The sequence below is a fragment of the Microbacterium sp. X-17 genome, from assembly GCF_039615055.1.
In genome coordinates this window covers 41619-54592 of sequence record NZ_JBDHNI010000004.1, presented here as the reverse complement: position 1 = coordinate 54592, position 12974 = coordinate 41619, and the positions used below count along the sequence as shown (strand labels likewise).

Genomic DNA, 12974 nt, shown 5'->3' with positions numbered 1-12974 from the left:
GCTCTGGGCGAACGGGCGCGGGGTCGCGGGTTGCGTGGGCGGGGGCGGGCGGGAGCGGGGTGTCGCACGGGAGGAGCGCGTCGCGAGGGGAGGGGATGTGGCGGAGGGAGGGGCGGATGGTGCGGGTTGGTCCTCCGCTCGTCACATCCCCTCCGCTCGTTGCGCGAGCCCGGGCGCGAGAGGCGTGCGGACGGCGCGCGAGAGGGCGGGTGTCGGAGGGCCGGATTAGCGTGAGAGGGATGCTCCGGGAAGGGGGAGGCGTGGAGGATGCGGATGCCGTCGGGCGCGCGGTCGCGGCGCCGGTCGAAGCGTCCGGGGTCGTGGTGGGCGCGGCGGGGACGGGGAAGACCGCCGCGCTGATCGCCCGTGTGCGGGCGCTGGTCGAGGCCGGGGTCGGGATCGACGAGCTCGTGGTGCTGACCCCGACGCGACAGACCGCGACGGCCCTGCGCGACGAGCTCGCGTTCGCGGTCGACCGCGCGACGGCCGGGCCGCTGGCGCGGTCGGTCGCGTCGCTCGCGTTCCAGATCGTGCGGACCGCCGCCGCGTACGACGGCGCCGAGCCCCCGCGCCTGCTCACCGCCGGCGACGAGGACCGCATCGTGCAGGACCTCCTCGACGGGGACGCGGAGGACGAGGCGGCCGGGATGCCGACCCGCTGGCCGGCGTGGATCGACGCGTCCATCCGGGCCACGCCCGGGTTCCGCGGCGAGGTGCGGGCGTTCCTCGCCGAGTGCGCGTCGCTCGGCATCGGGCCGCGACGGCTGCGCGCGCTCGCCCGGTCCGGGCCGGCGCAGACGCCGGTATGGGAGGCGATGGCATCGTTCGCGGCCGAGTACCACGGCGTGCGGGAGCGGATGCGCGGCGCGCACCGCGACGCCGCCGCGCTCGAGCGCGAGGCGGCCGCGATCGTGGCCGCGGGCGGAGCGGGCCGGCTCGGCGCGGCCGGGGACCTGCGCGCGGTGCTCGTCGACGACGCGCAGGAGCTCACGGCCGGCGCGGTGGAGCTCCTCGACGCGCTGCGAGCCCGGGGAATCGGCGTGGTCGCGTTCGGCGACCCCGACCTCGGCTCCGGTGCCTTCCGCGGCGCCCGCCCCGAGCACTTCGCGCGTATGGCCGGCAGTTGGGGCGTCCTCGCGGTGCTGCGCGAACCGCGGCGCGGCACGCCGGTGCAGCACGACCTCATCCGCTCGATCGCCGGCGCGATCGGCGCGGTCGGCGTGATCGAGCACCGCGTGCCGCCATCGGGCGCGGAGCCCGACGGCTCGGTGGGTGCGGTCGTCGCGCGATCGCAGGCCGAGGAGTACGACGCGATCGCCCGGATGCTGCGTGAGCGCCACGTCCACGACGGCGTGCCCTGGCGGGCGTGCGCGGTGATCGCGCACGACTCCCGGCAGGTGCGCGCGCTCGAGGCGGAGCTCTCGGCGCGCGAGGTTCCGGCCCGGGCCGCCGGCGCGCGCACACCGCTCGGCGCGGAGCGAGCGGTGCGCGACCTGCTCCGGCTCGTGCTCCTCGCGGTGGAGGAGCCGGCGGAATGGACCCCCGAGGAGGTCACGGCAGCGCTGCTCGGGGCGGGGCTCGACCCCGCGGAGCTCCGCCGCCTGCGGACGGCCGCGCGGTTCGCGGAGCGCGCGGCGGACGGGGATCGCCCGGCGGCCGCGCTGCTCGTGTCGGGGATGCGGTACCCGCTCGAGTGGAGCCTGCTCGGCACCCGCGAGGGCGACCGTGCGGCGCGCGTGGCCGAGACGGTGGGACTGCTGCGCGACGCGCTCGCCGCGGGGGCCACGGCGCACGAGCTCGTCTGGCTCCCGTGGGAGCGCAGCGGGAACGAGCGCCGGTGGGCCGAGGCGGCCCGGGGCCGCGGGCCGATCGCGCAGCAGGCGCGTCGCGACCTCGCGGCGGTGGCCTCGCTCATGCAGGCGGCGAAGCGCTTCTCGGAGCAGAGCCCGACCGAGCCGCTGCCGTTCGTCCGGGCGGTGCGCGACGCGGAGATCGGCGAGGACCGCCTCGACGAGGAGCGCGACGACGGCCGCGTCGCGGTGCTCACCCCCGCCGCGACCGTGGGGCGCACGTTCGACACGGTCGTGATCGCAGGGGTCCAGGACGGGAGATGGCCGAACACCCGCCCGCGCGGCAGCCTCCTCGAGACGTGGCGGCTCGCCGATCCCGGCCACGAGCCGCGCGACCGCCGTCGGTCGATGCTGCACGACGAGCTGCGGCTGTTCGCCCGGGCGTGCTCGCGTGCGACCGCTCGCCTCGTCGTGACGGCGGTCGACGACGACGACACCGGCCCCAGCATCCTCTTCTCCTTCCTTCCCGAGCCGGTGCGGCGGGAGCAGCGCGCGACGATGCCGCTGTCGTTGCGCGGACTCGTGGCGCAGCACCGGCGCGCGCTCACCGAGCGCGGCACCGGGCCCGCGCGGCAGGAGCATGCGGCCCGCCAGCTCGCGCTCCTCGCGGACGCCGGCATCCCGGGGGCTGTGCCCGCGGAGTGGTATGGCATCCTGCCGCCGACGTCGGCGGGCGCGCTGCGGGGCGACGAGGCGGTCGTCCGGGTCTCGCCCTCGCGGTTGCACGCGATCGAGGAGTGCCCGCTCAACTGGGCGATCGGGGAGCTCGGCGGCGACAGTGCGACCACCGGCGCCGGGCTCGGCACGATCCTTCACTCGGCGCTGGAGACGACCGCGGGCGCCGATGAGGAGGCCCTGTGGGCCGCGGTCGAGGCGCGGTGGGGTGAGCTCGAGTTCGATGCGGCATGGCGCGACCGCGCCGAGCGGGTCCGCGCGCGCGACATGGTTCGGCGGCTCGCGCTGTACGTCCGGCGCTTCGAGGAGGCCGGCGGCCGGCTCGTCCGCGCCGAGCCGCGGTTCGATATCCCGATCCCTGAGGACGCTGCGGATGCGGCGGACGCTGCGGCGCGCACGATCCTCAGCGGGTACATCGACCGGGTCGAGCTGACCGCCGAGGGCGAGGTGGTGATCGTCGACCTCAAGACCGGGAAGCGCGAGCCGCAGACCGACGAGAAGGTCGCCGACCACCCGCAGCTCGCGGCGTACCAGCTGGCGCACGAGGCGGGGGCGATCGAGGAGGCGGCCGGGCTGCCGCTCGCGGGCGCGCGACTGCTCGTGCTGCGGCCGACGGCGAAGACGGCCGACTACAAGACGCCGCATCAGCCGCCGTTCGACGACGCCACCCGCGGCGCATTCCTCGCCCGCGTTCGGGGGGCGGCCGACCTCATGCGCTCGGCCGGGTTCCTCGCGCCCTACGAGGAGCACTGCCGCGACGACCACTCCTACGGTCTGTGCCGCATCCACACGATCGGGTCGGTGAGCGCCTCGTGAGCGGCATCCGTCTCAGCGCGTCGGAGATCGCCGAGGCGCTCGGCCAGTTCCCGCCGACCGCGGAGCAGACCGCGGTCATCGAGGCGCCGCTGGAGCCGGCGCTCGTGGTCGCGGGCGCGGGCAGTGGCAAGACCGAAACGATGGCGGGGCGCGTCGTCTGGCTCGTCGCGAACGGCCTCGTCCGTCGCGAGGAGGTGCTCGGGCTCACCTTCACCCGCAAGGCCGCGGGCGAGCTGACGGAGCGGATCGGCCGCCGCCTCGCGGTGCTCGACCGGCTCGGTCTCGCCGCCGATGCGGCCGACGGGAACGATCTGCTCGAGCGCGCCACGGTCGCGACCTACAACAGCTTCGCCGACCAGATCGTGCGCGAGCACGCCGTGCGCATCGCGCGGGATCCGGATGCTGCGGTGCTGTCCGACTCCGCCGCGTGGCTGCTCATGCGGCGGGTCGTGCTGGGCTCCGACGACCCGCGGCTCGAGGAGCGCCCCGAGGCGGTCCGCACGATCGTCGACGCGGCCCTGCGCATCGCGCAGGACGCGGCGGACCACCGCGTCGACCTCGACCGGCTCGGCCGGTTCGCGGACGAGTTCGCGCGGGTCGCCGAACTGCCGAGCGAGAACAAGCGCACGACCGTGTATGCGGACGTCGTGAAGGCCGTGGCCGACACCGGCGCGCTCCCGCTCCTCGCGCGGCTCGCGGAGGAGTACCGGGACCGCAAGCGCCGGGCGGGTGTCCTCGACTTCTCCGATCAGGTCGCCGGCGCCCTGGAGCTCGTGACGCGGCATCCGGATGTCGCGGCCGAGCTGCGCGGGCGGTACCGCGTCGTCCTGCTCGACGAGTACCAGGACACCTCGGTCCTCCAGACCGAGCTTCTCTCGACCCTCTTCGCGGATGCCGCGGTCATGGCGGTCGGCGACCCGCATCAGGCGATCTACGGCTGGCGCGGCGCGAGCGCCGGCAACCTCGGCGGGTTCGCCCGCGCGTTCGCGCCCGCCGGCGACGCCCGCCGGTTCGCCCTCTCGGCGAGCTGGCGCAACAGCCGCCGCGTCCTGGAGGCGGCGGCCGGGGTCGTGGCCGCCCTGCCGGCCGCGGTGCCGGTCGATGCGCTGCGCCCGCGGCCCGACGCCCCCGCCGGCGAGGTCGCGATCGTCGAGGAGGTCGACGTCGACGCGGAGGCCGACCGCGTCGCGGCGTGGTTCGACGGGGTCCGCGCCGCGCGCGCCCGCGCGGATCGCCCGACGACCGGCGCGATCCTGTTCCGCAGCAAGAAGCACATGGTGCGGTACGGGGAGGCGCTCGGCCGCCGCGGCATCCCGCACCGCATCCTCGGGCTCGGCGGCCTGCTGTCCACCCCGGAGGTCGCGGATGTCGTCTGCGCGCTGCGGGTCGTGAGCGATCCGCACGCGGGGTCCGCGCTCATCCGGCTCCTCGGCGGTCCGCGCTGGGGGATCGGGCTGCCGGATCTGCGGGCGCTCGCCGACCTCGCGCGTCGCATCGAGGAGGACGCCGCACCCGAGGGGGAGCGCATCGAGCAGGCCTCGCTCGTGGACGCGCTCGACGCGATGCTGCGCCTGCCCGACGAGCACGGCTGGCTGCGGGCGCTGACCCCGGCGGCGCGGACCCGGCTGCGGGAGGCGGCCGGCGTGTTCGCGGGCCTCCGGCGCGCCGCGGCGCTGCCGATCCCGGAGCTCGTCCGCGTGATCGAGCTCGAACTGCGCCTCGACGTGGAGCTCGCCGCGAACGAGACGCGGGGCCCCGCGCGGGTCGCGGTCGCGCAGCTGCGCGCGTTCGTCGACGAGGTGCACGCGTTCCTCGCGACCGACGAGGCCGGCACCCTCCCGAGTCTCCTCGCGTGGCTCGACCACGCGGAACGGCTCGACGAGCTCGCGCCGCGCACCGAGCCGGCGGAGGACGATGTGGTGCAGCTCCTCACGATCCACGGGTCGAAGGGGCTGGAGTGGGATGCCGTCGCGGTCGTCCGCCTCGTCGAGGACGAGCTGCCCACGGCGCCGCGCGACACCCGCGGCTGGCTCGGGTTCGGCGTGCTGCCGTACGCGTTCCGCGGGGACGCGGCCTGGCTCCCGGACCTGGCGTGGGAGGGCGCGGCCTCGCAACAGGAGCTCAAGGCCGCGTTCGACGACTTCGTGGCCGCGAACAAGGACCGGCAGCGCGACGAGGACCGCCGGCTCGCGTACGTCGCGGTCACCCGCGCGCGCGACCATCTCTGCCTCTCCGGCGCGCCGTGGTCGGGGACGAAGAGGCCGCGCGAGCGCAGCGCGTTCCTGCGCGAGATCGCGGAAGCGCTCGGCATCGCGCTGCCGGCGCAGGAGCCGGGGGAGAACCCGTACGCCGGCGTCCGCCGCACGATGAGCTGGCCCTTGGATCCCCTCGGCGAGCGCCGCGTCCGGGTCGAGCGCGCGGCAGAGCGCGCCTCCGCGGCGCTGGCCGAGCCTCGTGCCCAGCCCGAGGAGGACCTCGAGCTCCTGCTCGCCGAACGGGCGGCGCAGCTCGCCGGGCGGACCCCGTCGCCGCGCCTCCGCGTGGCCGCGTCCCGGTATCGGGAGCTCACCGCTGTCGAGGCGGATTCGGTCGTCCTGCCCGAGCGCCCGCACCGCCGCACCCGCATCGGCACGAGCTTCCACGAGTGGGTCGAGCGGCGCTCCGGCCTCGCCGGGACGGTCAGGGCGCTCGACGACGGCCTGTGGGATCGCGACGAGACCTGGGCCGAGGCGGACGCCGAGGGGATCCCGGAGGACGAGGTCGCAGCCGGCCTCCGCACCGCGTTCGAGCGCTCCGAGTGGGGCGCGCTGCGGCCGCTCGAGGTGGAGACGCAGATCGACATGCCGGTCACCGGTGACGACGGCATCCGTCGCATCGTCGTGTGCAAGCTCGACGCCGTCTACCGCCGTGCCGACCGGGGTGACCGGATCGAGATCGTGGACTGGAAGACCGGCTCACCGCCGGCCTCGGAGGCCGAGCGTGCCGAGCGGATGCTGCAGCTCGGGCTCTACCGGCAGGCCTACCACCTCAAGCACGGCATCCCCCTCGACGAGATCGACGTCGCCCTCTTCTACGTCGCGCACGACCTCGTCATCCGCGCATAGCTCGCCGCGGTCTCGCCCCCCTCGCGCCCGGCGCTCGCGCCCCGCGCCCGGCGCGGCAGCCCCGTCCCACCCCGCCGAGATCAGGTGATCTGGCTTATTCAGGATGTTTGGGCGGGTTCTCGTGCTGATTCCGCGAGATCACCTGATCTCGACCGGCAGCGGTGGGTGGCTCGCGGGGCGGGCGGGCTCGGGCGGGCGGGCTCGGGCCGGCGGGCTCGGGCGGGCTAGGCAGCGGGACGGACTCGGGGCGGCGTGCGGCGGGCGAGGGGAGAGGCTTCGGGCGGCCGGGGGTCAGGCGTCGTTCGTACCGGTCCAGCGGCGGAGGGCCGCCTCCGTCGCCCGGAGAGCTTCCGCGTCGGCCTCGTCCTGCTCCTCGGGGCCGGCGTCGTGGCCGGCGCGCTCGGCGGCGAGGTACGCGGAGAGCATCTCCGGGTCGTACGCGTCGGTCTGCATCGACGTGTCGACGGCCGCGGCGGGCGCGTCGGGCACGCGGTCCAGCAGTGCGATCGCGTGATCGAGGTCGGGCGCCGCCGCGGGTGCGACGTCGTCCGTCCCGATGCCGTCGGCGAGCGAGGTCAGCAGGGCGACCGCGTCCTCCACGACGTCGGCGCGACCCGTGTCCGCGCCGTGCACGAGCCAGGAGGCGAACTCGAGCTCGGCATACAGACGCGCCCGCTCGCGCAGGAGCGCGTCCGGAGCGCGGACGGATGCTGCCGCGTACGCCTCGTACACGGACTCGGCCGCGAGGGGCGCGGCCGCGAGCCACTGCAGGTCGCGGGCGGGATCACCGACGGACAGGCCGTGCCATCCGAGGACGCCGGTCACGGTCGGGACCCCCGTGAGGTCCTCGAAGAGGAACGAGCCCGCCTCGGCGGCGCCGAGCACGACCGTGCTCTCGAAGCGCCAGAGGGGCTCCGTCTCGAGGGCGCGGCGCCAGCGGCGCTCCAACGCTTCGGGAACGCGGCCGGTCGCGGCGGCGCGATCGATCACGGCACGCGCCTCGGATCTCACCTGCTCGGGCGTGCGAGCGGGGAGACCCTCCGCGCGCACGACCGCCGTCGGCAGCGCGTGCAGCGCCGCAAGCGCACGCCCGAGGGACGTCGCGGCGCCCTCGCCAGCCGGCAAGTGGGTCGCGTCGATGCGGTAGCCGGGGAGGAAGTCCATCACCACGAGCCGCGCGTCGTCGAGGTCGATGGAGCCCTGCTCCTCGGGGATGCGGAACGGCACGAGAGCGCGGACGCCCGGGGTCAGCGCGCGGAGGGCGCGCGACTCCTCCGCGAGCTCGCGGGAGGCCGCAGCATCCTCGGGAAAACGGATGACGACGCGGCGTCCGTCGTCGAGATCGGCGGCGGCGGTGTCGAAGCGTCCGGCGAGCCCCTCGGTCAGGGCGCTCACCCGGACGACCCCCGCCCGAGGGAGGGCCGCGGCGATGGACGCGGCTAGAGTGAGAGCGGAGCGTGCCATGTGCCCCAGGGTAATTCCGGCTGCGGGACGCAGCGGCGCGCCACGCCCTTCCGAGAGGTATCGATGACGGCGCACGACCTTCCACTCGCGCGAGCGGGCATGGATCGTGCGGCGGACGAACGCCTGATCCCGGGCCTCATCGACGATGCTCGTCGCGACCTCACGACCCGCGTCCTGGTCGTGCGGGGCGACGAGGCTCCGCTCCAGCGGACCGGGGGTCTGCGCCTCGTCGGGCCGGCGGATGTTCCGGATGCGCACGAGTGGGCCTTCCTCGGCCGCGACGACGACGGCGCGGCGGTGCTCGCCGCGGTGTTCGACGCGGACGCGGAACGTCCGGCCGGCCTCGCCTCCTCGGATTGGGGGATGCTCCGCGTCGTCGGCGGCGAGCTCGACCCGCGCGACGCCGGCCTGTTCGTCGAAGCGGTGAGCCTCGGGCGCTGGCTCGCGGACTCGCCCTTCTGCCCCGCGTGCGGCACACGCACCGTGACGGAGAGCGCCGGCTGGTCGCGGCGCTGCCCGAACTGCGGGCGTCAGCACTTCCCGCGCACGGATCCGGCGGTCATCGTCGCCGTCGCGAGCGCCGGTGACGGCGACCGCCTCCTGCTCGGCTCCAACGCGCTGTGGGGCCAGGACCGCTACTCGTGCTTCGCCGGCTTCGGCGAGGCGGGGGAGTCGCTCGAGGCCACGGTCGCGCGGGAGGTCCGCGAGGAATCCGGCGTCGAGCTGGAGTCGATCCGCTACGCGGGGTCGCAGCCCTGGCCATACCCGCGCTCGCTCATGCTCGGCTTCCACGCGCAGGCGCGTGACGACGACGCGGCGCGCGCGGACGGCGAGGAGATCCTGCAGGTGCGCTGGTTCACGCGGGACGAGATCCGCACGGCGCTTGCGGGCGAGAGCGACGTGACCCTCCCCGGCACGTCGTCGATCGCGCGCGGGCTCATCGAGGGCTGGCTCACGGGAGCCGGCGACACCGCCGCATGAACGACGACGGCGCGCTCGCGGGCCTCGACGAACGGCAGCTCGAGGCCGCCACGACCCTGCGCGGCCCCCTGCGCGTGCTCGCGGGGGCCGGCACGGGCAAGACCCGCGTCATCACGCACCGCATCGCGCACGGCGTCGACACCGGGGCGTATTCGCCCGGCCGGGTCATGGCGGTCACCTTCACCGCGAAGGCGGCCGGCCAGCTCCGCGGGCGTCTGCGGGCCCTGGGGATCGGCGGCGTCGCCGCCCGGACGTTCCACGCCGCCGCCCTCGCGCAGCTGAACTTCTTCTGGCCCCAGCTCGCCGGCGACACCGCCCCGGCGATCGTCGACAACAAGGTGCGGATGCTGGCCCACGCGGCCGAGGGCCTCCGGCTCGACCTCGACACGGCGACCCTGCGCGACGTCGCGTCGGGGATCGAGTGGCGGAAGGTCACGATGCGCAGCGTCGCGGACTACGCGCGCGAACGCCCGAACGGCGTGGGCCGGCTCGGCGTCGCGACGGTCGTCGACCTGCACGAGGCCTACGAGCGACTCAAGGACACACGTCGTCAGCTCGACTTCGAGGACGTGCTGCTCGCCTGCGCCGGGATGATCGAGTCCGAGCCGCGGGTGGCCCATGCCGTGCACGAGCAGTACCGTCACTTCACCGTCGACGAGTTCCAGGACGCGTCGCCTGTGCAGGTGCGCCTCCTCGAGCTGTGGCTCGGCGACCGGCGCGACCTGTGCGTCGTGGGCGACGCGAGCCAGACGATCTACTCCTTCGCCGGCGCCGAGGCCCGGCACCTCCTCGAGTTCGAGTCGCGCCATCCGGATGCCGTTACCGTGCGCCTCGAGGCGAACTACCGCTCGGAGCCCCCCGTGCTCGCGGTGGCGAATGCCCTGATGCGGGGGCGCCCGGGCGCCGTCGAGCTCATCGCGGCAACGGTCGCTCCCGCGGCGGACGTGCGCCCGTCGGTGACCGCGTATCCGAACGACGCGGAGGAGGCTCGGGGGATCGCGCGGCAGATCGCCCGGCTCGTCGGCACCGGCGTCAATCCCCGCGACATCGCGGTGCTGTACCGCGCGCACGCTCAGTCGGCCGAGTTGCTGACGGCGCTCGCGGAGGCCGGCATCGCCGCGACCGTCCTGGGCGGGCGCCGGTTCTTCGACCTGCCCGAGGTACGGAAGGCACTGCTGCTGCTCGGCGGCGAGTCCAAGGCTCACCAGCAGCGCGACCTGCACGACGCGGTCCGCGACGTGCTCCGGTCCGCCGGCTTCGCCGACGACCCGCCGGCGGCGGGCGGCGCCCTGCGGGATGCGTGGGAGGCGCAGGCCGCCTTCCTCCGGCTGGCCGACGAGGCCCCGGCGGGCACGACGGTGCCGGAGTTCAAGCGGATGATGGAGGCCCGCGCGCGCGATCAGCACGACCCGGCGCTCCGCACGGTCACCCTGTCAACGCTCCACGCCGCGAAGGGTCTGGAGTGGGACCACGTCTTCCTCGCGGGGATGGCGGAAGGCCTCCTGCCGATCGCGTACGCGCGCACATTCGAGGAGGTCGACGAGGAGCGCCGCCTCGCGTACGTCGGCATCACGCGGGCCGCGCGAACGCTTGCGCTGTCGTGGTCGGAAGGATTCGCGTCGCAGCCGCGTCAGCCGTCGCGTTTCCTGCGAGAGATCGGCACAGGCACGCTGGATGAGCGACGTGCACCGCACGCTCCCGCCGGAGCGACCCGCGCCGCAGCTTTACGGACGTCGAGGACGCCGCCGCCGGCGGCCCGGCGGTGACGAGCCGCCCCGCCGTGATCCCGGCCTCGATCGCGAGGGCGCGCTCCATCGGCGGCAGCTCCCGACCGATGAGCTGGGCCGCGACCATCGGCCACGCCGGATCGGCATCTCGCCGGTGCGCTTCCAGACACGCGAGGCACGGCGTCCGGCCCGGGACGACGTAGGGGCCGACCCGCGCCGCACTGCCGGTGAACACGACCGGCAGATGCGCGTGGTCGACGCGCATGAGCGGCGCCGCGCGGTGCGGATGGACGATGTCGTGCGCGACGAGGATCACGACCTCCGCGTCGGCCTCGTCGACCGTGACGACCCCGGCCGCCGTGAGCCCGGCGAGGAACCCGTCCGCATCGCCGGCGGTGATGCCCGGGGCGACGTCGACGTGCACGGGCACGCGCGGTGCGGGCGGCGGGGCGAGCGCGGCGGCGAGGGCCGACACGAACCGCGTCGTCTCGCCGGGCGGCGCGCCGACGGCCCGCCCGTGGATCTCCAGCGTGTCCTCCGGGAGACCGGCGACGAGCGCCGCGAGCAGGCGCTGCTGCCACGGCTCGGGGTCGCGGACGAGAGCGACGGCGTCCGCGCCGAGCTGCAGCGTTACGGTGTCGCGCCAGACGGGCGGATGCTCGGGATCGAAGCGCAGCATGTCCCCGATTCTGCGGGCCACCCGGGATCCGTCGAGCTCTATCCACAGCCCCGCGCTCTCGCGGCCCGTCCCCGACGCCCCGGGGAGGGAAGGCTCCCACCCCCGCCGCTCCGCTCACCCGTCGCTCCGCTCACCCGTCGCCTTAGACCGCGCGGGCCGTCACACGCGACAGGTGAGCGAGATGGCCCCCGGCTCACCTGTCGGGATCGACGGCGCGAGAGGTCACACGCGACAGGTGAGCGGACCGGTGAGCGAAGCGGGCCGCGGGGTCAGGCGCGGGTCGCGGGGTCAGGCGCGGGTCGGGCCGTCCGGGGCGGGGCCGTCCGGGGCGGGGCCGTCCGGGCGGTCGTCCTCGGCCTCGGCGAGGAGGCGCGCCAGGGCGTCGTCGACCTCGTCGCGCGCGGGCTCCTCGCCGCGGGCGCGGGCCTCGAGCCGGGCGACGAGGCTCGCCGGGTCGTCGATGTCCTCCGCGGTCGGCATGAGGTCGGCGTAGTCCCAGAGCGCGTCACGGGCCTCGACCCCGACCGCGTCCGTCACGGCGCGCCACATCGCGGCCGCCTCGCGCATGCGCCGCGGGCGCAGCTCGAGGCCGACGAGCGAGCCGAGCGCCTTCTCGCCCGGACCGCCCACGGCGCGCCGCCGACGCACGACCTCGGCGATGCGGTGCGCGCTCGGCAGACGCGACGTGGCGTCGTCGGTCACGACCTCGACCCAGCCCTCGATCGTGGCGAGCAGGTTCTCCAGGCGCTCGAGGGCGGCGGTCTGCGTGTCCGAGCGCGAGGGGAGGAGCGCGCCGCTCTCCAGCGCGTGCCGCAGCTCCTCGGGCTCGGAGGGGTCGAAGCGCGCGGCGAGGTCCTCCAGCGCGTCGGTGTCGACGCGGATGCCGCGGGCGAACTCGGTCACCTGCGAGATGACGTGCAGCCGCAGCCACTTCGCGTGACGGAAGAGACGGGCGTGCGCGAGTTCGCGCGTCGCGACGTAGAGCGCGAGCTGGTCCTCCGCGATCTCCAGGTCGCGGCCGAAGTCCGCGAAGTTCTGCGGCACGATCGCCGCGACACCGGACGGCATGACCGGGATGCCGACGTCGCCGCCGGAGACGACCTCGGTCGAGAGGCGCCCGACCACGTGCCCGAGCTGTGTCGCGAAGAGCGTGCCGCCCACGGTCCGCATGAGGCGCCCGGCGCCCTGGAGCAGATCGTCCATGTCCTCCGGCATCTGCTCGCGGAGGGCGTTGGTCAGCGCGTCCGCGATGCTCGTCGCCACCGGCTCGGCGAGCTCCTGCCACACCGGCAGGGTCTCCTCGACCCATGTGCCGCGCGTGATCGCGCGCGGCGGGGAGGAGAGCTCAGAGATCGTCGTCGCCTCGCCGAGCCACAGCGTCGCGAGCGCGAAGGCCTCGTCGAGGTCGTGCCGGTCGCCGGCGGTGATGCCGAGGTCGCTCTGGTTGGCGAGGTGCAGCGCCTGCGTGCGCGCGGTGTCCCAGGGGATGCCGCCGTCGGAGTTCTGGAAGGCGTTCTGCAGCTGCCGCATGAGCATCTGCATCGTCTGCGGGTCGAGGTTCATGCCCGACAGCTGGGCGAGTCGCTCGGGATCGATCTCGCCGCCGGAACCGCCCAGGATCTGCCGGAGGAGTTCCTGGAATTCCTCGTCGGGGCTGCGCTCGTCGTCTGCCACATCA

Annotated in this window: 6 protein-coding genes; 4 read left to right on the top strand and 2 right to left on the bottom strand. The window is 75.4% G+C overall.

Going from position 1 to position 12974, the window contains the following annotated elements; genetic code table 11:
* The first annotated feature begins 239 nt into the window (after positions 1-239).
* Together ABCS02_RS19700 and ABCS02_RS19695 are read left to right on the top strand one after the other, a co-directional pair.
* Positions 240-3341: a PD-(D/E)XK nuclease family protein gene (locus tag ABCS02_RS19700; protein ID WP_345837392.1), complete on the top strand. Its 3102-nt coding sequence runs from the start codon at positions 240-242 to the stop codon at positions 3339-3341.
* Entirely contained in the window at positions 3338-6445 is a 3108-nt protein-coding gene (locus ABCS02_RS19695) for an ATP-dependent DNA helicase (protein ID WP_345837391.1), read from the top strand. The genes ABCS02_RS19700 and ABCS02_RS19695 overlap by 4 nt, the downstream gene beginning before the upstream one ends.
* Positions 6446-6736: 291 nt before the next feature.
* On the opposite strand, the gene ABCS02_RS19690 is transcribed toward ABCS02_RS19695, so the two are convergent.
* On the bottom strand, positions 6737-7909 hold the full coding sequence (locus ABCS02_RS19690) for a phosphotransferase (RefSeq protein WP_345837390.1): 1173 nt from the start codon (positions 7907-7909) through the stop codon (positions 6737-6739).
* A gap of 63 nt (positions 7910-7972) precedes the next feature.
* On the opposite strand from ABCS02_RS19690, the gene nudC reads away from it, so the two are divergent.
* The gene (gene nudC, locus ABCS02_RS19685; RefSeq protein WP_345837389.1) at positions 7973-8890 is read left to right on the top strand and encodes an NAD(+) diphosphatase; all 918 of its coding nucleotides are present in this window, start codon (positions 7973-7975) and stop codon (positions 8888-8890) included.
* Positions 8887-10656 (top strand): ATP-dependent helicase, encoded by a 1770-nt coding sequence (locus tag ABCS02_RS19680; protein WP_345837388.1) that lies wholly within the window; start codon positions 8887-8889, stop codon positions 10654-10656. Before nudC ends, ABCS02_RS19680 begins: the two co-directional genes overlap by 4 nt.
* Before the next feature lie 928 nt (positions 10657-11584).
* On the opposite strand, the gene ABCS02_RS19675 is transcribed toward ABCS02_RS19680, so the two are convergent.
* Entirely contained in the window at positions 11585-12970 is a 1386-nt protein-coding gene (locus ABCS02_RS19675) for a zinc-dependent metalloprotease (protein WP_345837387.1), read from the bottom strand.
* Between the last annotated feature and the right edge of the window lie 4 nt (positions 12971-12974).

Bases quoted from the DNA above. Each gene is read 5' to 3' on its own strand.
- ABCS02_RS19700 (WP_345837392.1), top strand. From the start codon at position 240: ATGCTCCGGGAAGGGGGAGGCGTGGAGGATGCGGATGCCGTCGGGCGC.
- ABCS02_RS19690 (WP_345837390.1), bottom strand. From the start codon at position 7,909: ATGGCACGCTCCGCTCTCACTCTAGCCGCGTCCATCGCCGCGGCCCTC.
- nudC (WP_345837389.1), top strand. From the start codon at position 7,973: ATGACGGCGCACGACCTTCCACTCGCGCGAGCGGGCATGGATCGTGCG.
- ABCS02_RS19680 (WP_345837388.1), top strand. From the start codon at position 8,887: ATGAACGACGACGGCGCGCTCGCGGGCCTCGACGAACGGCAGCTCGAG.